Below are 26406 nucleotides of genomic sequence, written 5' to 3'. Positions count from 1 at the left end.
TATATTTTATCTATCAATAAAGTATCTTTTTAAACGCAAAGCGTCAGCTTTGGAAAATATTTTTAATTTATTTTTGCGTACAAAACTTCACCTTTTATCAGATAAAACCTTATCTATTACTAAATAAACCATAATCTATCACCATTTAAAGATTAGTATTTTACTATTTACCTATGCAAAAATGCTTAAAAATATTATTCAGTGTCTCTTGACTAGAGATCTGTGTACCTGTGATTTCTCCAAGGATAGCGATAACATCTTTGAGATCTTCGGCAACAAGGTCGCCTGAAAGTTCCATACTAAAAGCTGAAAGGACACGAAGGAGAGCTTCGTGAGCTCGGGTGAGGGCATCGTAATGCCGGGCATTAGTAACGATAACAGAGTTCTCTGTAAAAGCAGGAATATTGGCTTTCTGATAGAGTAATTGCTCCAAGTCATGCATGTTAGTACCTTGCTTAGCAGAGATAGAGATGGTAACGAGGGGAGATTGTGTGCTTGTTTTAATAGTATCAATCTTATTTCGCACCACAACAATAGGTTTCTCTCCTACCCTCTCCTTTATTTCATTGTACTCTTCTTGCGTTGGATCTATATCTAATATCCACATCACAATCTGTGCATTATCCAACTCCTTATACGTGCGTTGAATACCCAGTTGTTCTACGACATCTGTAGTCTCACGAATACCTGCTGTATCAATAAAACGGAAAGTTATACCATTTATATCGGTTGTATCTTCTATCACATCGCGTGTGGTGCCTTCTATGTTAGAAACGATAGCACGCTCCTCACCCAACAACTGATTGAGCAAGGTAGATTTACCCACATTTGTCTTGCCAATGATAGCCACAGAAATTCCACGTTTCAAGGCTTGCCCTGTCTTAAAAGATTGAGCCAAAGACAAAACCTTCTCATCTATCTCGTTGGTAAGATCTACTAACTCTGAACGATCGGCAAACTCAAGTTCTTCATGCTCAGAAAAGTCGAGTTCTAACTCAAGGAGTGAAGTAATTTTAAGCAAACGCTTACGCAATGTGGTAAGTTCATCGCTGAAATGTCCTTTCAATTGTGAGAGTGCCATTTCATAACTAGCACGATTAGAAGATGCTATCAAATCTGCCACAGCCTCTGCTTGTGAGAGATCCATCTTGCCATTAAGGTAAGCGCGTTGTGTAAACTCTCCTGGATTAGCTTGCCTACATCCACTCGCTATAAGCGCATGAAGCACTTCTTGTAAGATAAAGGAAGAGCCGTGGCATGATATTTCGATTGCATCTTCACCTGTATAAGAATGTGGGGCACGCCAAAGAGATACCACTACCTCATCAATAACCTTTCCGCTCTGATCAAGGATATTGCCGTAATGGATAGTATTTGCTTTAGCCGATGTTATATCTTTACTAAAAATAGAATTAACAAAGGGTATAGCCTCGGAACCAGCAATGCGAATAATACCAAGGGCACCCCCAGATTGAGTGGCAAGGGCGCAAATTGTATCGGACACTATTGAAATCAATTGAAAAGTGGGAATTGAGAATTGAGAATCTTATCCAATTGAGAGTTGAGAATTATCCGCCCTAGGTTTCCTAGTATTCCTAGAAAATTATCAATGATCAATTCTCAATTTTCAATTGGATAAGATTATCAATTATTTTAAATACGATCTAGCACACGAGTTATAAGACCATCAATGGTATTCTTATAACCACTATTTACTTCTTTTACAAGACGATTAGCAATTACCATACAACAAGTAAGTGCCTTGTGTCCCATTAGCGAAGCAAGACCTGCAAGGGCTGATGATTCCATCTCAAAATTAGTGATGTGCATACCTTTATATTCGAATGTCTCAATCTTTTCGTTTAGCTTTGGATCATGTAAAGGCAAACGTAGTTCACGCCCTTGTGGACCAAAGAAACCTCCACAAGCTATAGTAACACCGCGCACCATATCGTCTTGTGCTATCTGTTCTGTTAATGCTATATCGGCATTTGCCACGTATGGGTTACCCATGTGATCATCCCATTCCACTTGCTTCTTAAACTCCTTTTCAAACTCTAGATCGCACACTTCATTACGACGAGCATAGAAGTTGAGCAAACCATCAAAACCAATACTCTTCTGCGAAGCAATATAAGTACCCACTGGAGTGTTAAGTTGCAAACCTCCACAAGTACCAATACGTACAAGTGTAAGCGAGCGCAATTCGTCTTTTTCTTTACGAGTTTTGAAATCTATATTAGCAAGTGCATCAAGTTCGTTTACTACAATATCTATATTATCACATCCAATACCTGTGCTTAGGGCTGTAATTTGCTTCCCTTTATAAATACCCGTAACAGTACGGAATTCACGACTATTAGCTTCGCTCTCTATCTTTTCAAAGTGAGACGCAACTAAAGCTACACGCCCAGGATCACCCACTAATATTACCTTATCTGCAAGTTCCTCTGGCTTAACATGAAGGTGAAAAATACTACCATCCTCGTTAATAATAAGTTCTGAAGGAGCAAAATATTTCTTATCCATAGGTATAAATTTTATATTATAATTTTCAAAAGTAGTGTAAATAGATGCAAAGAGAGGCAAGCTTTTGCAATATCTCAAGTGCAACCTATCCTTTTACAAAGATAAGAATTTTTATTGAATAAAGCAACAATATACTGTAAACAAAAACGCTTCGAAAAAGGAAAGACCTTATCCGAAGCGTTTATATATTAACTTTACAATATATATTGTTTGCTTAATTGATCAGCCATAGCTTTAGCAGCTTTTCTTCCATCGCCCATCGATAATACTACCGTAGCAGGACCATTTACAATATCTCCTCCAGCATATATCTCTGGGAACGAACTTTGCATTTTTTCATTTACTGCGATCGTATCTTTCCAACCCAACTTTAAGCCTTCAATAGATCTTGGTACTAATGGATTAGGCGATGTTCCGACGGCTACAATAACCTGATCACAATCAATCGTGATCTCCCTACCCGTCTTCTTTGGCGAGCGACGTCCACTCTCATCGGGTTCGCCAAGCTCCATTACATCTAATACAGCTTTAATAACCTTACCTTCAGCATCCATTATATATTCCTTTGGATTATGAAGCGTTAGCAGCTTTATGCCCTCTTCTTGAGCTTGAATAACTTCAATTCTACCTGCAGGCATTTCTAACTCTGAACGGCGATATACCACAGTAACATCTCCACCTAAGCGTTTTGCCATACGACATGCGTCCATAGCCGTATTACCACCACCCACTACTATTACTTTCTTGCCCACATAGATAGGGGTTTCTGCGTCAGGATTGGTAGCATCCATAAGATTTAAGCGCGTGAGAAGCTCATTACTCGACAATACATTGATAGCATTCTCTCCCGGAATATTCATAAAATTGGGTACACCAGCACCACTAGCCACGAAAATACCTTTAAAGCCACGTCGCTTCAATCGCTCTACTGTAAGTGTTTTACCGATGATAACATCTGTAAGAAAATGAACACCTAACTTTTTCAAATAAGCGATTTCTGTATCTACTATCTTATTAGGAAGACGGAACTCTGGAATACCATATTTTAAGACTCCACCCAACTCGTGTAAAGCCTCAAAGACAAAGACCGAAAAACCTTTCTTTGCCATTTCGCCCGCAAAACTCAATCCAGCAGGACCCGACCCCACTACAGCTACCTTAATATTATTCATGGTTACTGTGGGCGTTGCCAATTGGATATTATTTTCACGAATATGATCGGCAACAAACTGCTCCAATCCTCCAATACCCACAGGTTTACTATTCATTTTATTATGAATACAATTTCCCTCACACTGCTTTTCATGAGGACACACACGACCACAAATAGCAGGCAAAGAAGTTGTATTCTTCAACACTTTATACGCTCCAATGATATTTCCACGTTCTATATTTTTTATAAAGGCTGGAATATCATTATTTACAGGGCATCCTTTTACACATGACGGATTACCACAATCCAAACAACGATGTGCTTCTTCAATTGCCATTTCTAAGGTATAGCCCTTTGTTACTTCCTCCATACGAGTGGTAGCACGATAAGTAGGATCAAGCGTAGGTATAGGCACATGCTGTAAAGTCATGCGTTCCTTTGACTTCATTTGTTTTCTAAGTTCGTCTCGCCATTTTGTTCCACGAGCAGAGAGTTCTTCTAAAGTATCATCACACTTTACAATCTGAGGAGCTTTTTTATTAGTGATAGTATGTTTACTCTTCTTCTCATTCAATTTTGAAGCCTTAATCTCACTCGTGCGCTGGATAAGCTCTTCCCAATTGATCATACAACCATCAAACCATGGACCGTCAATGCAGGCAAATCGTATTTTACCTGCTATTGTTATTCGGCAAGCACCGCACATTCCTGCGCCATCTACCATAATTGTATTGAGGTATACCTCATAAGGAACTTGATACTTGATAGAAAACTTTGCCGTTTGTTGCATCAGTTTTTGTGAACCTAACGCAATAATCTTATCCACCTTTCCTTGCTTAAAAATTGTCTCCAAGGAGTCGGTTACTTCTTGATAATCGGCACCAACATTAAGCACTACATCCACCTGCTTTCGAATATCCTCAAGCATCAATATTTTCTCTTCTCTTTCTGCCGACAAAAGAGCAAGAACCCTATTATTAGCTTGCTTTAAAGCTTTCATTATAGGCAAAGCTGTTGCCGATCCGAGCTTGTTACAAACAAAAAGTACTGTACCAAAACTTTCCACTTTAGCAGGCGAGCCTAGTGGTCCTACGATGTCGGCAATAGCGTCTCCCACCGATAATTTAGCTAATCTAGCATTTGAGGGATTACTTGCTTTTACCACAACGGTAACTGAGCCTCTCTCTGGATTTACTTTTGTAACAGTAAGCGGCAATCGTTGGCTTTTATCCTCAACACGGATAATAACAAAATTACCAGCTTTGTAACTACGCGCAATAAGTGGTGCTTCCACTTCAATGCTGAAAACTTGATCTGTTAGTCGATTCTTACTCAGAATTTTGTTCATAGATGTGTAAGGTTTTTATTTTGTTTTTGGTTCGTAATATTCAAAAAAAAAAAATCTTCTCACTATTCCCCTAGAACAGTAAGAAGAATTTTATAGTATTTTAGAAGTTCTTATCATCAAGAACCTCGAAACCACAGTAAGGCACTAGGGCTTTCGGCACTCTTACGCCTTCTGGAGTTTGATTATTTTCAATGATAGCAGCCACGATACGTGGTAATGCCAATGCCGATCCATTCAAGGTATGACATAGTTCTATCTTTTTATCTTCTGTATGACGATAACGACAATGCAAGCGATTAGCTTGATAACTTTCAAAATTGCTTACCGAACTTACTTCTAGCCAACGTTCTTGAGCTGCACTCCATACTTCAAAGTCGTAGCAGATAGCCGATGTAAAGCTCATGTCTCCACCACATAGTTTCAGAATGTGGTAAGGAAGTTCTAGCTTCTTTAGCAAGCCTTCTACATGGTCTAGCATTTCCTTGAGCGAGTCGTAAGAGTGTTCAGGCTTATCAATACGTACTATTTCTACTTTATCAAATTGGTGTAAACGATTGAGTCCGCGCACATCCTTACCATAGCTTCCAGCCTCACGACGGAAACAAGCCGAGTAAGCACAACGCTTAATAGGCAAATCTTTTTCGTCGAGGATTTCATCACGGAAGATATTGGTAACAGGCACTTCTGCCGTAGGGATCAAATAGAGATCATCTACCGTTGCATGATACATTTGTCCCTCTTTATCAGGAAGCTGACCTGTACCCAAGCCTGATGCTGTGTTTACCACCAATGGAGGTTGCACCTCGAGGTATCCGCTCTTGCGTGCTTCGTCCAAGAAAAATGCTTCTAACGCACGTTGTAAGCGAGCCATCTTTCCAATATAGATAGGAAAGCCAGCACCTGTAATCTTAACACCCAACTCAAAGTCGATCAAATTATACTTCTTGCAAATATCCCAATGGCAAAGCGCATCGGCAGGAAGTGTAGGCTTTTCGCCACCTTCTTTTATAACGATGTTACTACTAGCATCTTTACCTTCAGGAACATCGTCGTTGGCAATGTTAGGAATGGTGAGCAACACTTCGGTCATATCTTGTTGGGCTCTGTCCATCTCTTCCTGTAAAGACTTGTCTAAAGCCTTTAGTTCTGCCACCTTATTCTTTATATCTTCAGCTTCAGCCTTTTTCCCCTCCTTCATCAAGCCACCTATTTGCTTAGACAATTGATTTTGCTGTTGCTTGTTATTATCAAGCTTTTGCTGTGCCTCACGGCGTTGAAGGTCGAAACTTAAAACTTTTTCTACAGCCTCACGCGCTCCTGAAAAGTGCTTCTTCTCAAGACCTTTTACTACGCGTTCAGTTTCTTCACTGATGAGCTTTAATGTAAGCATAAATATCTTTTTTATAATTTTACTATGTGAGAGCAAAGATACAAAAAATATTTTTATTACTACCTATATTACTTATATTCCTAAAAAGAGTCTTATTACTATATCCCTATTTATAGATGCATAAATCCCATTCTCTCGCTTGAGAGAATGGGATTATGTTGTTTGTTTGGAATAGTTGTTGTTATTATTGTTTAAGCTTCAGGCTTTGCAGTCTTAGCAGCGTAAACTTCCTCAGAAAGTACAGAGACAGTACTCTTGTTAAACTTTCCCTTGTGGAAGTAAACAACACCGTCAGTAAGCGCGTACAATGTATCGTCCTTACCTTGTGCAACACCTTCACCTGGATAGTGACGATTACCACGCTGACGAACAATGATGTTGCCTGCTATGATTTTCTGACCACCCCAGATCTTAACACCTAAACGTTGTGAAGCCGATTCACGACCGTTCTTAGAACTACCGACACCTTTTTTATGAGCCATTTCTAAAATCCTCCTCTTTTTAAGCGTTAATAGATTTAATTTCTACCTGAGTGAACTGGGTACGATGACCGTTCTTTTTTCTGCAGTCCTTACGACGCTTCATCTTGAAAACGATGACCTTGTCGCCCTTTACTAAAGGATTAACTACCTCAGCTACTACTTTAGCACCACTTACAGTTGGCGCACCTACTGTGACATTACCGTCGTTGTCAATCAACAACACCTTGTCAAACTCAACAGTATTACCAGCTTCCACGTCTTTGATGTGGTTAACGAAGAGCTTCATACCCTCTTCTGCCTTAAACTGCTGACCGTTAATTTCTACAATTGCGTACATTATTATATTATTGTAAACGGGTTTCACCGCTAGGCGGCTGAGCATCTTTCCAGCACTTATACGAGCCCATACGGCATAATTGGTTGCAAAGTTACAAAAACATTGTGGTTTACAACCATACCACATTCCTTTTCTTTCTTATTTATAATAAATTAACGCAACTAAACCTCTGATATACTTTTAGCGTATTCTGATATGTATCTACTTGTAAAGATACGATCATAAGAAGCCCTCATTTTTTCCGATTTAAACTCACCACTTCTAAGCTGCTATCAATATACAGGATTTTTATCATACAGAAATACGTATAAAAACGCACTTATAAAGAAAAAAGAAAGAGAAAAATCTAAAAACATCTAATCTTCAAATCATTAAGCCATTTACAACCCACCTAGATATGTTAAATTACTGTTAATTCTTAGCAATTATCCATATTTTTAACCTATTGCTATTTCACAAAAAAATATGATATAGGCGATTTTTTGTAAAACAATACAGTTTCCCTGCCTTTTCATCCTGTAAATTAGGATTTTTATTCATAAAAAAGACAAGAGCAAACGAACTATTCAGCACCTTTTACCCCATTAAAGAGTACCTTTCGATGCACAATACATCATATTTTACTTTGCAAAAGGTAACCTTTTACCTCAATATCTTTATTTTTATCCTTTTTAACAGCTAAAAGAATAAAATAAAATGTAATAAAACAAGAATTTATGTAATGTTTTTTCACCCACAAAAACCTACCTCACCGTAATATGAAAGCACCCTTGATGACGCTCGTGCTTTACGTAACAACGCTTTTGGGAGCGAAGCGTGTTGAGAACTTCGGCTAATACCCACTTGAGGGTATCATCGCGAACAGGGCGAGTTAGGGCGTAATATTTATTGTAGGCTATGTCGAAGGTGGTGCCATATTGGTGGCAACTATTCTCAGAAGCGTTGCGATTAAAGGAACGAAGCTTGGCGATGTCCTCCTTTGTACGAAGCACAGAGGTTACGAGAATTTTATTAGCAGGAATGCCTTTAAGCTGGAGCGAGTCCATAAAGCTACGCCCTATCTCTTGTAAAAGTACCGAAGCTGTAGGCACTAGATAGGGAATACTGTTATAAAGTTTCTTCACCTCGTAATAGGGATTATAACCCACAAAAACGAGTTCTTGCTTACGATGTTCAGCTTCGACACGATTTTGCACAGGGCTTACACCATTTTGCTTAGCCGATAGAAGCTGAACATCGTTCATATCGGGGAAGCTCGTTTCATAATCAGGCACGCCTATTATCTTATGCTTTACTACAGAGCCGTCGGCATTGAAGAATGCAGAGGGTACTTCGGAGGCATCTACACTACTAGCACGCACAGAACTAGCCTTTGAGGGCTTTCCCTTTCGAGGAGTGAGAAGCGTAGTATGTGATGCAGAATCGCTATTCATGGATATAGCAGCTTGGTAGGGATCATTCCCTTTTGCTACCGATGGAAACACGAGGCGCACGAGTGCTAAAAGCATCGTAATGGCAAAAAATCCAAGAAGAAAACGATTCTTTAGATTATTTGATATTTTCTTCATAAACGCAAAGGTAATAAGAATTGATAAAAAGGAAATTAAGAATTAAGAATTATTTGCTAGTATAAGGATTTTGTAGTAACTTTGCCCTTGCATAAAAATAAAGCATATCGACTTGATAGAGAAGCATATTATCTTAGAGGATATAGACCCTGTTACTTTCTATGGAGTAGGCAACGAACACCTGCTCATGATAAAATCGCTCTTCCCAAAACTACGTATTGTGGCGCGCGATAATGTGATTCGCGTTCTAGGCGATGAGGAAGAAATGGCAAAGATAGAGGAAAGCATTGAGCGTATTCGCCAGCATGTTGTAAAATATAACACGCTTTCCTCTGAAGACATCCTTGACATCATTAAAGGCAAACAAACCAAAGCCGATGCTGTCAAGGATGTTTTGGTTTATTCGGTAACAGGGCGTCCTATCAAAGGACGTTCGGCTAACCAACAAGCATTGATCGATGCTTTTGAAAAAAGCGATATGATGTTTGCTGTAGGTCCTGCTGGTACGGGTAAAACTTATCTAAGTATAGCCCTTGCCGTGAAAGCTCTGAAAGAGAAAACGGTAAAGAAGATTATCCTCTCACGCCCAGCGGTGGAAGCAGGGGAAAAGTTAGGTTTCTTGCCCGGCGACATGAAGGATAAGATCGACCCTTATCTACAGCCCTTATACGATGCACTAGAAGATATGATCCCTGCCACAAAGCTTCAGGACATGCTGGACAAGCGCATTATACAAATAGCTCCGCTAGCCTTTATGCGAGGTAGAACGCTGAGCGATGCTATTGTGATATTGGACGAGGCGCAAAACACCACTCCTGCCCAAATAAGAATGTTTCTCACAAGAATGGGATGGAACTCGAAGATGATCATCACAGGAGATATGACACAGATTGATTTGCCACGTGAGCAAAAAAGTGGGCTTCGGGAAGCATTGAGCATTCTTGGACATACCGAGGGGATTAGCGTAATAGAGCTAGAGGCTAAAGACATCGTGCGCCACAAGCTGGTAACACGCATCGTAAATGCCTACGAAGCATACGATAAAGATAAAGCCGCGAAGAAATAAAAAAAACTTCGCATTTTATATAAAAACAACAAAACAACCCATGGTGTGAAACTTTTTAATAAAGAACACGCCAAACATTTTAATTGCACAGAAATGAAAGCATTAACACAAACCAACTTCAACTTCGAAGGACAAAAGAGCGTTTATCATGGCAAAGTTCGCGATGTTTACAACATCAATGACGACTTAATCGTAATGGTGGCAACCGACCGTATCTCTGCCTTCGATGTGGTATTACCAAAGGGTATTCCCTTTAAAGGACAAGTATTAAACCAAATTGCAGCTAAGTTTTTGGATCAAACTACAGACATCTGCCCTAATTGGAAGTTAGCTACTCCTGACCCTATGGTTACAGTAGGTTTGAAGTGTGAAGGTTTCCGCGTAGAAATGATTATCCGCTCTATCCTTACAGGTTCGGCTTGGAGAGAGTATCAAAAGGGATGCCGCGAGATATGTGGTGTGAAGCTTCCTGATGGTATGCGTGAGAACGAGCGTTTCCCAGAACCCATTATCACCCCTACAACAAAAGCCGATGAGGGTCATGACTTGAATATTTCTCGCGAAGAAATCATTGCACAAGGCATTGTTTCAGAGGAAGATTATAACATTATAGAAGATTGGACAAGAAAAATCTTTGCACGTGGACAAGAAATTGCAGCTAAGCAAGGTTTGATCTTGGTAGATACAAAATACGAATTTGGCAAGCGCGATGGTCAGTGCTACCTCATCGACGAGATCCATACTCCTGACTCTAGCCGTTATTTCTATGCAGAAGGCTATGAAGAGAAGTTTGAAAAGGGTGAGCCTCAACGCCAACTATCAAAGGAATTTGTGCGCCAGTGGCTTATCGAACACAACTTTATGAACGAACCAGGACAAGTAATACCAGAGATTACCGACGAATATGCAGAAACGGTGAGTGATCGTTATATAGAACTATACGAGCATATCACAGGCGAAAACTTCGAGAAGAAGGAATACGATGGCGATATTGCAGAACGCATAGAGAAAAACGTAAAGGCATACTTGGCTGAACGCAAGTAGCATTTGTAGAATAAAACATAAAAGTCTCATAAGGTAAGGAATAATATCCCTCCTTATGAGACTCTACCATTATATATTATAATATATACAAAGAAATATTTTAAAAGAGTGTACGAACAAGAGAAGATAAAGCCTTACGATGGCAATGGTGACAAAGCAAAACTCGTGGAGACAATGTTTGATAACATTGCCCCAACCTATGATAAGCTCAACCACCATCTTTCGTGGGATATTGATAAGGGATGGCGGCGTAAAGCTATTGCACAAATAGCACCTTATAAACCTCAGCGCATATTAGACATTGCCACGGGTACGGGCGATTTTGCCATCCTCTCGGCTAAAATGCTAAAACCTACAAGTCTTATTGGTGCTGACATTTCAGAGGGTATGATGGCTATTGGGCGCGAGAAGGTAAAGCAAGAGGGGCTTTCAGAGGTAATTGCCTTTCAGAAAGAAGATTGTCTGAACCTTACTTTCGAGGATAATGCCTTCGATGCGGTAACGGCTGCCTTCGGTATCCGCAATTTCCAAAGCTTGGATAAGGGGTTGTCGGAAATATGTCGTGTACTTAAAAAGGGGGGACACTTGAGTATAGTGGAACTAACTACACCTGTGTCATTCCCTATGAAGCAACTCTTTCGTATTTATTCTAGCACCATATTGCCCACATACGGGCGTATTATCTCGAAGGATAAGAGTGCTTACGAATATTTAAACAAAACCATAGAAGCTTTTCCACAAGGAGAAGAAATGATGCAAATATTTAAAAAAGCAGGGTTTAGTAAAGCTTCCTTTAAACGACTTACCTTTGGCATTTGCACCATGTATTTAGCTGAGAAATAATATTCACACGAAACAACGCAAAATATGGATAAATATGGACTTATTGGCTATCCATTAGGGCATTCTTTCTCTATTGGGTACTTTAACGAGAAATTTCAAAACGAAGGAATTAACGCAAAGTATATCAACTTTGAAATCCCTTCAATAGAAGACCTTACAGAGATTTTAGCACTCAACCCCGAGTTAAAAGGTCTCAATGTTACTATACCCTACAAAGAACAAATAATACCCTATCTTGACGAAATAAGTCCTGAAGCCAAAGCCATTGGTGCTGTGAACGTGATACGCATAACACGCAAAGGTCATAAAACCATATTGAAGGGATTTAATAGTGATGTGATTGGATTTACACAAAGCATTGAACCGCTACTCATGCCCCACTGGCATAAGAAAGCACTTGTACTGGGTACAGGGGGTGCAGCAAAAGCCATCAACTATGGATTGAAGTCGTTAGGGTTAGATACGAAACTCGTATCGAGAAAGCCAATGTTAGAAGAAATTTCATACGAAAAGATAACCCCCGAAATCATCAAAGACTATAATGTCATTGTGAATTGCACTCCACTAGGCATGTATCCTAATGTAGAAACATGCCCTAAGCTCCCTTACGAGGCAATGAACACTAAAACCATTCTTTACGACCTTATCTATAACCCCGATCAAACGCTCTTTATGAAAAAAGGAGCAGCGCAAGGGGCTACGGTAAAGAATGGACTTGAGATGCTTTTACTTCAAGCTTTTGCCAGTTGGGAGTTTTGGCATGGTAAAGAATAAAAAGAGAAAGTGCTTTTAAAAATATCATAGATAATAAAAAAGACATGGACAATAGATACATGATGCGAGGCGTAAGTGCCGCAAAAGAAGATGTGCATAACGCTATCAAAAATATTGATAAAGGATTATACCCACAAGCTTTTTGTAAAATTATCCCCGATGTACTAGGAGGTGATCCTGAATATTGCAACATTATGCACGCCGATGGCGCAGGTACAAAGTCGGCATTGGCTTATATGTATTGGAAAGAAACAGGAGATATTAGCGTATGGAAAGGTATTGCACAAGATGCGATCGTAATGAACACCGACGACTTGCTTTGCGTAGGTGCGGTGGATAATATTCTAGTATCTTCTACCATTGGACGCAATAAGATGCTTATCCCGGGTGAGGTTATTTCTGCCATTATCAATGGTACTGATGATCTTTTGGCAAGTATGCGCGAAATGGGAATTGGTATCTATCCCACTGGAGGCGAAACCGCTGATGTGGGCGACTTAGTACGTACCATTATCGTAGACTCTACCGTTACTTGTCGTATGAAACGTGCCGATGTTATTGACAATGCAAATATTTGTCCGGGAGATGTTATAGTAGGATTGAGCTCTACGGGGCAAGCCACATACGAAGACAGATATAATGGTGGTATGGGCAGCAATGGTTTAACAAGTGCTCGCCATGATGTATTTGCTAAGTATCTTGCCGAAAATTATCCTGAAAGCTATGATCATGCTGTACCAGAAGAGTTAGTATATAGTGGCAAGTATAGGCTAACCGAAGAGGTGGAAGGAAGCCCCGTAAATGCGGGAATGCTCGTGCTTTCACCTACAAGAACCTACGCTCCTGTTATTAAAAAGATATTAGACGAGCATCGTTCGGAAATTCACGGTATGGTACATTGTACTGGTGGCGCTCAAACAAAGGTACTCCACTTTGTGGGTGAGAATTGTAAGGTAGTAAAGGATAATATGTTCCCAATTCCTCCTTTGTTCAGAGCCATTAAAGAATGTAGTGGTACTGATTGGAAAGAAATGTATCAAGTATTCAATATGGGACACAGAATGGAAATATACGTTCGCCCAGAACTAGCCGAGAGCATCATTGCTATAAGCAAGTCGTTTAACATTGATGCACAGGTGATAGGACATATTGAAGAAGGGAAGAAGCGTCTTACCATTAAATCAGAATTTGGAGAATTTAATTATTAAGATTATGCGTTTATAAGTGCCGTAAAGCGCACATTATTGCTCATTAAAAGAAAAAATATATGCCAGAGAATAATAGCATTTTAGACAAACTAGATGGCCTAGAAGCACGATTTGAAGAAGTTTCTACACTTATTACCGACCCCGATGTTATCGGCGATCAAGCTAGATATGTAAAACTTACTCGCGAATACAAGGATCTAGGCGACATTATGGACGCGCGTAAGCGTTATATAGCTTGCCTTTCTACTATCAAAGAAGCTAAGGATATTCTTGCTAACGAGAGTGATCCCGATATGAAGGAAATGGCTCGAGAGGAGCTGAGCGAGAACGAAACACTACAACCAAAGCTTGAGGAAGAAATTAAGATTTTGCTGGTACCAAAAGATCCTGAAGATGCAAAGAATGTTCAAATGGAGGTGCGTGCTGGTACGGGTGGAGACGAAGCAGCACTCTTTGCTGGCGACATCTTTAATATGTACAAGCGTTTTTGCGATAAAAAGGGCTGGACATTATCGGTTACTGATGTGAACGAGGGTGCTGTAGGTGGATTTAAAGAAATCGACTTTGCAGTGTCTGGTGATGGCGTTTATGGCATTTTGAAGTATGAGTCAGGGGTGCATCGTGTTCAGCGCGTGCCTTCTACAGATACACAAGGACGTATGCAAACATCGGCTGCAACAGTAGCGGTATTGCCCGAAGCCGACAGGTTTGAAGTAAACATTAACGAAGGCGATATTAAGTGGGATACCTTCCGTTCGAGTGGTGCAGGTGGTCAGAATGTAAACAAGGTAGAATCGGGTGTGCGTTTACGTTATCCTTGGAAGAACCCTAATACGGGAGAAGTGGAGGAAATACTAATAGAGTGTACCGAAACACGCGATCAACCTAAGAATAAGGAGCGTGCATTATCACGTTTGCGCACATTTATTTACGACCGTGAGCATCAGAAGTATGTAGATGACATTGCTAATCGCCGTAAGAGTTTGGTATCAACGGGCGACCGTTCGGCAAAGATACGTACTTACAACTATCCTCAAGGTCGTGTTACCGATCATCGTATTGGCTATACCACCCACGATCTTCCTGGTTTTATGAATGGTAATATTCAAGAAATGATCGATGCCCTTACCGTGGCAGAGAATGCAGAAAAGATGAAGGAGGCCGATCTATAAAGGCTTTCTTTAATATTTATCTTAAATACGAAATAGAGATATGACTAGAGAACAACTAGTAGAGCAAATCTTTAAGAAGAAAACTTTCTTATGTGTAGGGCTAGATACAGACATCAGAAAACTCCCTACTTGCTTAGCAAACGAGGAAGATCCTATCTTTGCGTTCAACAAAGCTATCATTGATGCTACTGCACCCTATTGTGTAGCATACAAACCAAACTTGGCTTTCTATGAGAGCTTAGGTATAAAGGGTATGTTAGCATTTGAGAAAACAGTGAAATATCTAAAGGTATCTTATCCTCATCACTTCATTATTGCCGATGCAAAGCGTGGCGATATTGGTAATACTTCGAGCATGTATGCACGTACCTTCTTTGAAGAATACGACATTGACTCACTTACCGTTGCTCCCTACATGGGCGAAGACTCTATTAAGCCTTTCTTAGAATATGAAGGAAAATGGACTATCGTGCTAGCCCTTACCTCTAACAAAGGTAGTCAGGATTTTCAATTATTCGAGAATAAAAATCAAGAACGTTTATTCGAAAAGGTATTAATGAAAACGCAAGAATGGGGCAATGAAAGAAATATGATGTATGTAGTGGGGGCAACGCAAGGAGCAATGTTTAAGGATATTCGTAAACTTGTTCCTAATCATTTCTTGCTAGTTCCAGGTGTTGGCGCGCAAGGAGGAAGCCTTTCTGAAGTATGCAAATATGGTATTATCAAAGAATGTGGCTTATTGGTAAACTCTTCGCGTGGCATTATCTATGCCGATAACACCGAAAACTATGCTAAAGTAGCAGGTGAAAAAGCACACGAGATGCAACAAGAAATGGCACTAGAGCTAGAGAAGCTCGCATAACAAAATAAAATCTATACTTGAGAAAAATAGTTCTGGAGTATAGATTTTTTTTCAAAATTCCTTGATCTTCTTCCTGAAAGTCCTTGAGCTTTTCAGTTAAACACATTGAGCCTTCATGCAAAAGATCTCCACCCTTTCCACTTAAAACTTGCAAAGAACAACAAAAGTATGAGCGAAAGCAAAATTATTATCGACCCTGTGTTTGGTTTTATCAATGTACCCAAAGGATTATTATTGAATATTGTAAAGCATCCTTTTATGCAAAGGCTTAGAAGGATAAAGCAAAATGGGCTAGCTTCAGAGGTTTATCCAGGAGCGCAACACACACGATTTCAACACTCATTAGGTGCTTTTCACCTTATGACACAAGCAATTCTCACACTTGAACAAAAGGGGATTTTCATCTTTGATAGTGAAGCCGAAGCCGTAGAAGCCGCTATCCTTATGCACGACATAGGGCATGGACCCTTCTCCCACGTATTGGAGCATACGCTCATCAATGGTATCTCGCACGAAGACATATCATTGATGATGATGGAGAAGATGAATAAAGAGCAGAACGGAGCTTTAACCCTTGCTATCTCCATTTTTAAGAATACTTATCCAAAGAAGTTTTTACACCAGCTCATTAGTAGCCAACTTGATATGGACCGTCTTGATTATCTTCGCCGAGATAGCTTCTTTACGGGAGTAAACGAGGCGAGTGTAGGCTCGGCACGTATCATCAAGATGCTCAATATAGTGGATGACACACTCGTAGTAGACGCAAAAGGCATCTACTCCATAGAAAATTACCTCACCTCACGCCGATTAATGTATTGGCAAGTATATCTTCACAAAACCACTGTGGCGTCCGAGAAAGTACTCATCAATGCTTTGTTAAGAGCAAAAGAATTGGTACAACGTGGAGAGAAATTATTTGCACCACCTGCCCTTCTCTATTTTCTTGAAAAAAAAGTAGATAAAGAGTATTTCATAAATCATGAAGAAGCTTTTGAAAACTATGTTCTTCTTGATGATAACGACATTTGGACAGCATTAAAAAATTGGCAAAATCTTCCAGATAAGATCTTATCAACACTAGCTAAAAACCTTATCAATAGGTGTCCTTTCAAGGTGGAAGTGAGAGAAGAACCCATCAGCGTGGAAGAACAAACCCATTTGCTAGAAGAAATAGCCCTCAAAGCAGATATAAGTTTTGATGAGGCAAAATACTTTATGAGTGTTGACACACTTCAAAAAGATATGTACAATCCCGATGAAGACCACATTAGTATTCTCTATCCCAATGGAGAATTAAAAGATATTGCAGAGGCGTCTGATCTTTTAAGTACCAGCCTACTATCCAAGAAAATAAAGAAATATTATATGTGTTATCAACGTTTTCAATAAAATTTCTATACCTTTGCATTCCAAACAATCATAATATTTTAGCATGGAATTTTCTGCAAAACAAATTGCACAATTTATTCAGGGACAGATTGAAGGAGATGAAAATGTTACCATCAATGATTTCTGCAAAATAGAGGAAGGCAAAAAAGGAGCTATTTCTTTCTTAGCTAGCCCAAAATATACCCACTATCTTTATACCACTGAGGCTTCAATTGTTTTAGTTGATAAGTCTATCACACTTGATCAGCCTACCACAGCTACACTTATCAAGGTTGATAATGCGCGTGATTGCGTAGCTAAACTTCTACAACTATACGAAAGTATGAAGCCAAAGAAACAAGGCATCGACTCTATGGCTTTCGTTTCCCCAACAGCAAAAATAGGCAAAGATGTTTATATTGGTGCTTTTGCTTACATTGGTGATAACGTCGTTTTAGGCAATGGCACAATGGTATATCCTCATGCTACTATTATGGATGGCACCCACCTCGGTTCTCATTGTATTATTTATCCCAATGCTACTATTTATCATAGTTGCAAATTAGGCAACAATGTAATCATTCATGCAGGAAGTGTGATTGGTGCTGATGGCTTCGGTTTTGCTCCTAACCCAGAGAACAATTGCTATGATAAGATCCCACAAATTGGTATCGTTACCATAGAGGATAATGTAGAGATTGGTGCAAATACCTGTGTCGACCGCTCTACAATGGGAAGTACTTATCTACGTAAGGGTGTAAAACTTGATAACCTTGTACAAATAGCCCACAATAATGACATTGGTGAAAACACTGTAATGAGTGCTCAAGTAGGCATTGCTGGTTCTACAAAGGTAGGACAATGGTGTATGTTTGGTGGACAAGTAGGTATAGCAGGACACATTACCATAGGCAATCAAGTATTCTTAGGAGCACAATCTGGTGTGCCAGGAAGTTTGAAAGATGGACAACAACTCATAGGTACCCCTCCTATGCCTCAGCGCAATTACTTTAAGTCGCAAGCCATCTTCCAACGTTTGCCTGATATGTATAAGCAATTAAACGCTTTACAAAAAGAAATAGAAGAATTAAAGAAAAACAAATAACACACATACATGGAAACAGTAAAGCAGAAAACCCTTAACGGAAGTTTCTCCCTATTCGGTATAGGACTACATACAGGTTTAAACCTCACCGTTACCTTTAACCCTGCTCCAGAGAACACTGGCTATAGAATACAACGCATCGATTTAGAAGGTCAGCCTATAATCAATGCTGTTGCAGAGTATGTGGAAGAAACCCAACGTGGCACAGTACTCATAAAAGGTGATGTACGCGTAGGTACGATTGAGCATGCAATGGCAGCTATCTATGCTATGGGCATTGATAACTGTTTGATACAGGTAAATGGTCCCGAGTTCCCTATCCTTGATGGTTCTGCTGCAATGTATGTGCAGAAGATTAAAGAAGTAGGACTAACCGAGCAGAATGCAGCAAAAGATTTCTATATCATTCGCAAGAAACTTGAAATAAAAGAAGGCGACTCTGTTATCACCATTCTTCCTGACGACGACTTCTCTATCACAACAATGTGCTCGTTCAAGTCAAAGTTTATTAGTAGCCAGTTTGCCACATTAGACAGCATTTCTAAGTTTGATGAAGAAATTTCATCTGCCCGTACTTTCGTTTTTGTACGTGATATTCTTCCTTTGCTTCAAGCCAACTTGATAAAAGGTGGAGACCTCGATAATGCCATTGTTATTTACGAACAACAACTAGAACAAGAAAAACTAGACCAACTAGCCGACTTGCTTCATGTACCTCATATTGATGCCAATAATATTGGCTATATTCAGCATAAGCCATTGATGTGGGATAACGAATGTACCCGCCACAAGCTTCTTGATATTATTGGCGACTTAGCTTTAATAGGAAAACCTCTAAAGGGCAGAATTATCGCTACTCGTCCTGGACACACCGTGAACAATAAGTTTGCACGTATGATGCGTAGAGAACTTAGAAATCATGATGTTCAAGCCCCTATCTATGATCCGAACATAGAACCGCTAATGGACAATATTCGTATCAAGGAGTTGCTTCCTCATCGCTATCCTATGCAGTTGATTGATAAGGTTATCGCTATGGGAGCTACTACAATTGTAGGAGTCAAAAATGTTACTAGCAACGAACCATTCTTCCAAGGTCATTTCCCTGCAGAACCCGTAATGCCTGGAGTGCTACAGGTAGAAGCAATGGCACAATGTGGAGGACTCTTAATACTTTCCCAGCTTGAGGAGCCAGAACGCTGGTCAACATATTTCCTAAAGATAGATGATGTTAAGTTCCGTCAAAAGGTAGTACCTGGCGACACCTTGTTGTTTAAGGTCGAACTTCTCGGACCTGTTCGTCATGGCATTAGCTCTATGAAGGGTTATGTATTCGTTGGCGATAATGTTGTAGCCGAGGCTTCATTTACCGCTCAAATTGTAAAAAACAAGTAATCAAGAATTATATACGATGAATCAAATTAGTCCATTAGCTTTTGTGCATCCAGAAGCAAAACTAGGCGATAATAACATCATAGGACCTTTCTGTTATATAGATAAAAACACCGTTATAGGTGATAATAATAATTTCCAGAATAGTGTTACTATCAACTATGGTGCGCGTATTGGAAATGGAAACGAAATTCTTGCTGGTGCAAGCATTTCTACCAAGCCACAAGACTTAAAGTTCAAAGGTGAGGAAACTATCTGCGAAATCGGAGACAACAACTCTATTCGTGAAAATGTAACAATCTCTCGAGGAACAGCATCAAAGGGGACTACTATCGTCGGAAGCAATAATCTCTTAATGGAGAATATGCATATTGCTCACGATTGTGTTATTGGATCACATTGTATCATCGGCAATTCTACAAAGTTTGCAGGAGAAGTAACCGTAGATGATGGTGCTATCATCTCTGCTGCTGTCTTATGCCATCAGTTCTGCCATATTGGTGGAGGAGTAATGGTACAAGGCGGAAGTCGCTTCTCACAAGATATACCTCCTTTTGTTATTGCAGGCAAAGATCCTATCAAATATTGTGGAGTCAACCTCATAGGCTTACGCCGTCGTGGCTATAGCAACGAACAGATCACAGCCATCCATGATGCTTATCGCATTATCTATAGTGCTGGCACAAAAGAAGAAAACATACAGAAGATTAAAGCCACTATGGAGATAACAAAGGAGATACAATATATTATCGACTTTGTATCTAGCTCTGAGCGTGGCATTATTCGTCAATAATATTTTGAAAAAGAACACTTTAATCGTTATTACCGGACCGACGGGAGTAGGCAAAACTGAAGCAACCCTTCAGATAGCAGAACATTTTAATGCTGTTATTCTTAATGCCGACTCCCGTCAGTTGTTTTCTGAAATACCCATAGGCACAGCCGCACCCACTCCTACCCAACTAGCCCGCGTGAAGCATCTTTTCGTAGGCACATTAAAACTGACCGACTACTATTCGGCTAGTAAATACGAAGAAGATGTTATAAAGTATATGGAGCAAAACCCTGCTCCTATAACAGTTTTATCAGGAGGATCAATGATGTACATTGATGCTGTGTGCAAAGGTATTGACGACATTCCTACTGTCCTTCCAAATATACGCCAAGCCCTTATGTCGCGATTAGCAAAAGAAGGTTTGGATAACCTTTGCATAGAACTTTCCCAACTTGATCCAGCCTACTATGCTATCGTCGATAAACAAAACCCCCGTCGTGTGCTTCATGCTTTAGAAATCTGTCATCAAACAGGGAAAACCTATACTTCTTTTCGCACGAATGGCACTAAAGAACGCCCTTTTAATATTATTAAAATAGGACTAAATAGGGAGCGTGAAGAACTCTATAACCGCATCAACCAGCGTGTTTTAAATATGATCAAAGATGGACTTGTCGAAGAAGTCCTGAAAGTTTATAAATATCGGGAGCTAAATTCGCTCAACACCGTTGGTTATAAGGAAATATTCGAATACCTCGACGGACTTACCACCCTTGACGAAGCCATCTTTAAAATACAAAGCAATAGCCGCCGCTATGCACGTAAACAACTAACATGGTATAATAAAGATAAGGACATACAGTGGTTTACACCCGATAATATTGAAGAAATCTTAAATTATATCTATCAAAAATTAGATACACCAAGATAATAAGTACTTTTGTACTTTACAAGATACTTATCATGTATTATACTTAAACCGATGAAGCGATTTTTCACATTTATCAAAAAAATAATCAGAGGATTTCTAAAATTCTTCCCATGGTACGCACACCTATACAAAGGTAGAGCTTGGTACACTAAGTTTGCTATAGGCATTGTATCATTTATAGTCTCTATTTTCTTATACCTAGGAATGGTCGATATCAACTTTCTAGGTTTGTTTGGTAAATCCCCAGGCTTTATCGACATTAAAACTCCCCCTACATACGCAGCCTCTGAAGTATACAGTGCCGACTCTGTTCTTATCGGTAAATACTTCAAGGAAAACCGCATCCCTGTAAAATATGGCGATGTTACCCCAGACTTTTGGAAAGCCCTCATCAGTACAGAGGACGAACGTTTCTATAGCCATCATGGTGTCGACTTCATGGGCATTGGCGGTGCTTTGAAAGATGCCATCACTCGTAACGATGCACGTGGAGCTTCTACTATCACGCAGCAATTAGCTAAGAATATGTTCCGCGTCCGCACCCAATATTCAGGTGGACTTCTAGGACATATTCCCGGGCTTCGCATGCTTATTATGAAGAGCAAAGAATGGATCATTGCTATCAAACTTGAGATGATCTATTCTAAAAATGAAATCTTAACTATGTATGCTAATACCGTCGATTTTGGTAATAATGCATACGGCATTAAGACCGCTGCACGCACTTATTATAACACCACTCCTGCCAAACTTACCACCGAACAAGCCGCAACGCTTGTAGGTATGTTGAAGGCTACCACCTATTACAGCCCACTACTCCACCCTAAAAACTCGCTAAAACGCCGTAATACCGTACTTTACAATATGGTTACACATAATGAGTTGAGCAAAGATAGATACGACCAACTAACAAAACTCCCCATCAAACTCAACATTCACGTAGAGGAAAACTATGACGGCAAAGCACAATACTTTAGAGGTTATGTAGCAAAATATCTCGAAGGATGGTGCAAAGACAATGGATACGATCTCTATAGTAGTGGCTTAAAAATCTACACCACTATTGATACACGTATGCAAAAACTCGCTGAAGATGCTGCTCGTAAACAAATGAAGCGCATTCAGCACGAGTTCGACCAACATTGGGCAGGTCAAGAGCCATGGCGCGATGAAAAAGGTAATGTTATCCCTGGCTTTATCGAAGGCATTGCCGAACGTCAGCCTTTCTATAAACACCTCGTACAAAAATATCCAAACCATCAAGATAGCGTACTTTATTACTTGAACAAGCCGCATAAAGTAAAGCTTTTCGATTATGAAAAAGGAACGATAGAAAAGGAAATGTCGTCAATGGACTCTATCCGCTACATGGTAAAGTTTATGCACTGCTCTATGGTGGCAATGGAACCTGACACCAGAGCTGTACGCGCTTGGGTAGGCGATGTCGATTTTGATACATGGAAATACGACAAAGTAGTGGCAGAACGCCAACCAGGTTCTACTTTCAAACTCTTCGTTTATTCAGAAGCAATGAACCAAGGCTTAACGCCCTGCGACAAACGCCGTGATGAATATATTTCCATGCAAGTACTAGATAAGAAAACAGGACTCATGCAAACATGGAGACCAACAAATGCCAATGGGCGTTTTTCGGGCGACTCCATTCCGCTTCACTTAGCTTTTGCACAGAGTATCAATTCTATAGCCGTACGCTTAGGACAAGAAATGGGCATTAAAAACATTATCCAAACAGCGCAAGAAATGGGTATTAAGAGTCCTATGGTAGACGAGCCTTCATTGGCTTTAGGTGCTAGCGATGTCAATTTGCTTGAAATGACCGATGCTTATAGCACCATTGCCAACTATGGCGAACATCGCGACCCTGTGGTTATCACACGCATTCTCGACCAAGAGGGCAATGAGGTATATGTTGCTCCTCGCGATCATAATCAGGCTATCACTTATAAGAGTGCTTTCTTCATGCAGCAATTGTTAAAGGCTGGCTTAACCGACCCAAAGGGAACGAGCCGAACGCTTAAACAATATATATTCGACGACACCGATTGGGGTGGTAAGACGGGTACTAGCAACAACCACTCGGATGCGTGGTACATGGCAGTAAGCCCGAAGATTGTAGTAGGAGCATGGGTAGGAGGAGAATATCGAAGTATCCACTTCCGAACAGGTGCTTTGGGACAAGGTTCAAAAACGGCACTGCCTATTTGTGGAGAGTTTATATACAGTCTTATGCGCGATCGTCGCTTTCAGAAGTATCACGCTAAATGGCAGCTCGATCCCGATGAGGATATTGATCCAGCAGCCTACAACTGTAATGCTTATGTTCCTCAAAAGACCTACACCATTGACGATACGCTTAACAATGCAAGAGTTCATCAACAAGACAATAATAAAGAGGAGGTAAATGAGGAGAATATAGATGAGAATGGTATCGAAAATCAGGAACTCCCTGCGCCTGCAGCGCCTAATATGCCGCAACATAATGCTGCTCCAGAGCATCAGAACATGCCACCCGCAGAGAACACACCACCTATCAAACAGATGAAAAAGCCTAAAGTGGAACAAATCTAGTTCATAGGCAATACAAAATGAGCAAATATAATTCAAAAGAAAAAAACATACAAGATATTGATTTGGATAATCCTGAATTGCAAAACGCGCTTCAGATTATCCAATTCACCCATAATTCGCTTTTCCTAACTGGAAAAGCTGGCACTGGAAAATCTACACTTCTGCGTTATATAGCTCAAACAACTAAGAAAAAATGTGTTATCCTTGCACCTACAGGCATTGCGGCTATCAATGCAGGCGGAAGCACACTACATAGCTTTTTCAAACTTCCTTTCCACCCACTCCTTCCCGACGATCAACGTTATTCGGTTCGTCATCTTCGCAAAACCTTAAAATATAATGGTGATAAGGTGAAGCTGCTACGCGAAGTTGAACTCATTATCATCGATGAAATAAGTATGGTGCGTGCCGACATCATCGACTTCATTGATAAGCTCCTCCGTGTGTACACACGCAATATGCGTGAGCCTTTTGGTGGAAAGCAACTTCTACTTGTAGGCGACATCTACCAACTTGAGCCTGTTGTAAAAGAAGAAGACAGACGACTCCTCCAACCTTATTATCCTAGCAACTTCTTTTTCGATGCTAAGATTTTTCGTGAACATCCTTTAGTAAGTATAGAACTTACCAAAGTCTATCGCCAATCAGACCCCACGTTTATCGCTATCCTCGACCATATCCGTACCAATCAGGCTACAGCGCATGATTTTAATATGATAAATAAAAGGGTAACTACTACTACTTCCTTACACAACGAGGACACGCCTTCGCCCTTTACTATCACACTTTCCTCTAAACGCGATACTGTCGATTGGATCAATAATGAAGGGCTTAGCCAGCTCCCTGGCACGCCTACCATGTTTCTCGGCGAGATAAAAGGCGACTTCCCTGAAAGCAGCCTTCCCACTCCTATTGAGCTTAACATAAAACTTGGTGCACATATTATGTTTATCAAAAACGACATTGAACACCAATGGGTCAATGGCACACTAGGCATTATCACTGGTATTGATGAGGAAGAAGGTATGCTGTACGTAAGAACCGAAGAGGGACAAGACCTTCAAGTACAACGTGAACTATGGGAAAACGTACGATATACCTTCAACGAAGAAGAAAAGAAAATAGAAGAAGAACAAATAGGTACTTATATCCAATTTCCTATTAAGCTTGCATGGGCTATAACGGTACATAAAAGCCAAGGACTTACATTCAATAATGTCAATATCGACTTCACCGATGGTGTCTTTGCAGGAGGACAAGCCTATGTAGCACTTTCACGTTGCACCTCGCTAGAAGGTATCACCCTCAAAACTCCACTTAAACACAGCGAGGTATTCGTACGTGCTGAGGTAAACCACTTTGCCCACCACTTTAATGACAACAATCTCATTTCAAAAGCCTTAAAACAAAGCAAAGCCGACCGTGAATATTCCGATGCCATTAAAGCTTTTGACAAAGGCAATTTTGATAGCTTCCTTCAAAACTTTTTCCTAGCAATCCATAGCCGCTACGACATTGAACGCCCTATTATTCAGCGTTATATTCGTCGCAAACTAAACATTATCAATCTGTTACGCAATGAGATAAAGCAGCTCAAAAAGGAACGCAAAGAAAAAGAACAAGTCTTAAAGAAACTCTCCGTAGAATATGTCCTTATGGGCAAAGATTGCGAGCGCGAAGGTATGACCGATGCAGCTATCAATAATTATAAGAAAGCTCTTGAACTATGCGCTGATAATCCAGAGGCAAAGAAGAAACTAAAAAGATTGAATGCTGAAAATTAAAGAATTAAAAAGTTACACCTTTAAAAATATTATCACTTCATCTCCCCATTTTAAGCCCTTCCTCCACTATGCAGAAAAAGAAATTTATCTCCTCACTCCTCATCTTACTTGCTGCCATTCTCTTCATCATAACTTTCAATCGGAAGCGTATTACCTTCGCAGCACCTCTTACAGATACAGTACCAGCCGAAGTATTCTCTCCTACAAAGAAGAAAGACGCTGTAAAGATTGATCTAAAAACCATTACCGCTGTAACCTTTCCCAAGTATAAACTTACAAAACAAACTGTCTTTATTCCCGATTCTATCAGTATAGCAGCCGATGAGGAAAATATGACAAATGGCAATTACATTGCTATCCTCACTCTAGATACCTTGCCTGACAAAAGTTTCATTCAAACTCTAAAAGCAGCGTCCGTAAAAGATACTTGTTGGAAAATCAATGACACTTACATTTCATACGCACGAAAGGAGAAAAATGGTGGAAAATATAACATTAGCTTCTCCACAAAAGGAAAGCAGGTTATTGTAAAATACATCGAGCAATAAACCGAATTAATGTAAAATTATTTCTCGATCTAAAAAACAAATATTAGTAGCTATAGCCACTTTCATAACCTACTTACTATCAACTCCTTACAACTACAAAAATAAAAGATTACCTTTTGAGGTTCAAAAGAT

Annotated in this window: 22 protein-coding genes; 15 read left to right on the top strand and 7 right to left on the bottom strand. The window is 40.0% G+C overall.

Annotation, left to right across the window (positions count from 1 at the left end):
- Positions 1-163: 163 nt before the first annotated feature.
- From mnmE to PREBIDRAFT_RS10550, 7 genes are all read right to left on the bottom strand, one after another.
- Entirely contained in the window at positions 164-1504 is a 1341-nt protein-coding gene (gene mnmE, locus PREBIDRAFT_RS10580; RefSeq protein WP_004337634.1) for a tRNA uridine-5-carboxymethylaminomethyl(34) synthesis GTPase MnmE, read from the bottom strand.
- Between the two features lie 149 nt (positions 1505-1653).
- Positions 1654-2529 (bottom strand): nucleoside phosphorylase, encoded by an 876-nt coding sequence (locus PREBIDRAFT_RS10575; protein ID WP_004339904.1) that lies wholly within the window; start codon positions 2527-2529, stop codon positions 1654-1656.
- A 194-nt stretch (positions 2530-2723) separates the two neighbouring features.
- On the bottom strand, positions 2724-5030 hold the full coding sequence (gene gltA / locus PREBIDRAFT_RS10570; RefSeq protein WP_004337632.1) for an NADPH-dependent glutamate synthase: 2307 nt from the start codon (positions 5028-5030) through the stop codon (positions 2724-2726).
- Positions 5031-5130: 100 nt separating this feature from the next.
- Entirely contained in the window at positions 5131-6420 is a 1290-nt protein-coding gene (gene serS, locus PREBIDRAFT_RS10565; protein ID WP_004337631.1) for a serine--tRNA ligase, read from the bottom strand.
- 191 nt (positions 6421-6611) lie between these two features.
- Positions 6612-6902: a 50S ribosomal protein L27 gene (gene rpmA / locus PREBIDRAFT_RS10560; protein WP_004337630.1), complete on the bottom strand. Its 291-nt coding sequence runs from the start codon at positions 6900-6902 to the stop codon at positions 6612-6614.
- 19 nt (positions 6903-6921) lie between these two features.
- Entirely contained in the window at positions 6922-7239 is a 318-nt protein-coding gene (gene rplU, locus PREBIDRAFT_RS10555) for a 50S ribosomal protein L21 (RefSeq protein WP_004337629.1), read from the bottom strand.
- 743 nt (positions 7240-7982) lie between these two features.
- Positions 7983-8807: a DUF5715 family protein gene (locus tag PREBIDRAFT_RS10550; RefSeq protein WP_004337628.1), complete on the bottom strand. Its 825-nt coding sequence runs from the start codon at positions 8805-8807 to the stop codon at positions 7983-7985.
- A gap of 112 nt (positions 8808-8919) precedes the next feature.
- Here PREBIDRAFT_RS10550 and PREBIDRAFT_RS10545 point away from each other — a divergent pair, with 112 nt between their 5' ends.
- The 15 genes from PREBIDRAFT_RS10545 to PREBIDRAFT_RS10475 all read left to right on the top strand — a co-directional run bounded on the left by PREBIDRAFT_RS10545 (position 8920) and on the right by PREBIDRAFT_RS10475 (position 26274).
- Positions 8920-9873: a PhoH family protein gene (locus PREBIDRAFT_RS10545; protein ID WP_004337627.1), complete on the top strand. Its 954-nt coding sequence runs from the start codon at positions 8920-8922 to the stop codon at positions 9871-9873.
- A 93-nt stretch (positions 9874-9966) separates the two neighbouring features.
- The gene (locus PREBIDRAFT_RS10540; protein WP_036861076.1) at positions 9967-10917 is read left to right on the top strand and encodes a phosphoribosylaminoimidazolesuccinocarboxamide synthase; all 951 of its coding nucleotides are present in this window, start codon (positions 9967-9969) and stop codon (positions 10915-10917) included.
- 108 nt (positions 10918-11025) lie between these two features.
- Positions 11026-11760, top strand: coding sequence for a bifunctional demethylmenaquinone methyltransferase/2-methoxy-6-polyprenyl-1,4-benzoquinol methylase UbiE (gene ubiE / locus PREBIDRAFT_RS10535; protein WP_004337625.1), 735 nt, complete (start codon positions 11026-11028; stop codon positions 11758-11760).
- A 24-nt stretch (positions 11761-11784) separates the two neighbouring features.
- Positions 11785-12534: a shikimate dehydrogenase family protein gene (locus PREBIDRAFT_RS10530; RefSeq protein ID WP_004337624.1), complete on the top strand. Its 750-nt coding sequence runs from the start codon at positions 11785-11787 to the stop codon at positions 12532-12534.
- 44 nt (positions 12535-12578) lie between these two features.
- Positions 12579-13742, top strand: coding sequence for an AIR synthase-related protein (locus PREBIDRAFT_RS10525; protein ID WP_004339898.1), 1164 nt, complete (start codon positions 12579-12581; stop codon positions 13740-13742).
- A 59-nt stretch (positions 13743-13801) separates the two neighbouring features.
- The gene (prfA, locus tag PREBIDRAFT_RS10520) at positions 13802-14914 is read left to right on the top strand and encodes a peptide chain release factor 1 (RefSeq protein WP_004337622.1); all 1113 of its coding nucleotides are present in this window, start codon (positions 13802-13804) and stop codon (positions 14912-14914) included.
- 40 nt (positions 14915-14954) lie between these two features.
- A complete protein-coding gene (gene pyrF, locus PREBIDRAFT_RS10515; RefSeq protein WP_004337621.1) occupies positions 14955-15779 on the top strand; it encodes an orotidine-5'-phosphate decarboxylase in 825 nt (274 codons plus the stop codon).
- A gap of 168 nt (positions 15780-15947) precedes the next feature.
- Positions 15948-17171 carry an HD domain-containing protein gene (locus tag PREBIDRAFT_RS10510; RefSeq protein ID WP_004339897.1) on the top strand — a complete coding sequence of 408 codons (1224 nt, stop codon included), beginning with the start codon at positions 15948-15950 and terminating at the stop codon, positions 17169-17171.
- A 43-nt stretch (positions 17172-17214) separates the two neighbouring features.
- Positions 17215-18255 carry a UDP-3-O-(3-hydroxymyristoyl)glucosamine N-acyltransferase gene (gene lpxD, locus PREBIDRAFT_RS10505; protein WP_004337619.1) on the top strand — a complete coding sequence of 347 codons (1041 nt, stop codon included), beginning with the start codon at positions 17215-17217 and terminating at the stop codon, positions 18253-18255.
- 9 nt (positions 18256-18264) lie between these two features.
- On the top strand, positions 18265-19650 hold the full coding sequence (locus tag PREBIDRAFT_RS10500; RefSeq protein WP_004337618.1) for a bifunctional UDP-3-O-[3-hydroxymyristoyl] N-acetylglucosamine deacetylase/3-hydroxyacyl-ACP dehydratase: 1386 nt from the start codon (positions 18265-18267) through the stop codon (positions 19648-19650).
- 16 nt (positions 19651-19666) lie between these two features.
- A complete protein-coding gene (lpxA, locus tag PREBIDRAFT_RS10495) occupies positions 19667-20440 on the top strand; it encodes an acyl-ACP--UDP-N-acetylglucosamine O-acyltransferase (protein WP_004337617.1) in 774 nt (257 codons plus the stop codon).
- A 4-nt stretch (positions 20441-20444) separates the two neighbouring features.
- Complete coding sequence (miaA, locus tag PREBIDRAFT_RS10490) at positions 20445-21353, top strand: tRNA (adenosine(37)-N6)-dimethylallyltransferase MiaA (RefSeq protein WP_004339895.1); 909 nt, start codon at positions 20445-20447, stop codon at positions 21351-21353.
- A 51-nt stretch (positions 21354-21404) separates the two neighbouring features.
- On the top strand, positions 21405-23942 hold the full coding sequence (locus PREBIDRAFT_RS10485) for a transglycosylase domain-containing protein (RefSeq protein ID WP_004339894.1): 2538 nt from the start codon (positions 21405-21407) through the stop codon (positions 23940-23942).
- Positions 23943-23959: 17 nt separating this feature from the next.
- Positions 23960-25726: an AAA family ATPase gene (locus PREBIDRAFT_RS10480; RefSeq protein WP_004337614.1), complete on the top strand. Its 1767-nt coding sequence runs from the start codon at positions 23960-23962 to the stop codon at positions 25724-25726.
- Between the two features lie 68 nt (positions 25727-25794).
- Positions 25795-26274, top strand: coding sequence for a hypothetical protein (locus tag PREBIDRAFT_RS10475; RefSeq protein ID WP_004337613.1), 480 nt, complete (start codon positions 25795-25797; stop codon positions 26272-26274).
- Positions 26275-26406: the final 132 nt, after the last annotated feature.

It is taken from the genome of Prevotella bivia DSM 20514 (genome assembly GCF_000262545.1).
In the GTDB taxonomy this organism is placed as follows: domain Bacteria; phylum Bacteroidota; class Bacteroidia; order Bacteroidales; family Bacteroidaceae; genus Prevotella; species Prevotella bivia.
Note: the sequence above shows the minus strand (reverse complement) of the source record. Positions and strands in the feature narration are given on the sequence as shown.

Coding starts and splice junctions, on each gene's coding strand:
- PREBIDRAFT_RS10510 (WP_004339897.1), top strand. CDS start 15,948: ATGAGCGAAAGCAAAATTATTATCGACCCTGTGTTTGGTTTTATCAAT.
- prfA (WP_004337622.1), top strand. CDS start 13,802: ATGCCAGAGAATAATAGCATTTTAGACAAACTAGATGGCCTAGAAGCA.
- lpxD (WP_004337619.1), top strand. CDS start 17,215: ATGGAATTTTCTGCAAAACAAATTGCACAATTTATTCAGGGACAGATT.
- PREBIDRAFT_RS10480 (WP_004337614.1), top strand. CDS start 23,960: ATGAGCAAATATAATTCAAAAGAAAAAAACATACAAGATATTGATTTG.
- gltA (WP_004337632.1), bottom strand. CDS start 5,030: ATGAACAAAATTCTGAGTAAGAATCGACTAACAGATCAAGTTTTCAGC.
- PREBIDRAFT_RS10575 (WP_004339904.1), bottom strand. CDS start 2,529: ATGGATAAGAAATATTTTGCTCCTTCAGAACTTATTATTAACGAGGAT.
- PREBIDRAFT_RS10485 (WP_004339894.1), top strand. CDS start 21,405: ATGAAGCGATTTTTCACATTTATCAAAAAAATAATCAGAGGATTTCTA.
- lpxA (WP_004337617.1), top strand. CDS start 19,667: ATGAATCAAATTAGTCCATTAGCTTTTGTGCATCCAGAAGCAAAACTA.
- rpmA (WP_004337630.1), bottom strand. CDS start 6,902: ATGGCTCATAAAAAAGGTGTCGGTAGTTCTAAGAACGGTCGTGAATCG.
- PREBIDRAFT_RS10525 (WP_004339898.1), top strand. CDS start 12,579: ATGGACAATAGATACATGATGCGAGGCGTAAGTGCCGCAAAAGAAGAT.
- pyrF (WP_004337621.1), top strand. CDS start 14,955: ATGACTAGAGAACAACTAGTAGAGCAAATCTTTAAGAAGAAAACTTTC.
- PREBIDRAFT_RS10530 (WP_004337624.1), top strand. CDS start 11,785: ATGGATAAATATGGACTTATTGGCTATCCATTAGGGCATTCTTTCTCT.
- PREBIDRAFT_RS10500 (WP_004337618.1), top strand. CDS start 18,265: ATGGAAACAGTAAAGCAGAAAACCCTTAACGGAAGTTTCTCCCTATTC.
- PREBIDRAFT_RS10550 (WP_004337628.1), bottom strand. CDS start 8,807: ATGAAGAAAATATCAAATAATCTAAAGAATCGTTTTCTTCTTGGATTT.
- serS (WP_004337631.1), bottom strand. CDS start 6,420: ATGCTTACATTAAAGCTCATCAGTGAAGAAACTGAACGCGTAGTAAAA.
- PREBIDRAFT_RS10475 (WP_004337613.1), top strand. CDS start 25,795: ATGCAGAAAAAGAAATTTATCTCCTCACTCCTCATCTTACTTGCTGCC.
- rplU (WP_004337629.1), bottom strand. CDS start 7,239: ATGTACGCAATTGTAGAAATTAACGGTCAGCAGTTTAAGGCAGAAGAG.
- PREBIDRAFT_RS10540 (WP_036861076.1), top strand. CDS start 9,967: ATGAAAGCATTAACACAAACCAACTTCAACTTCGAAGGACAAAAGAGC.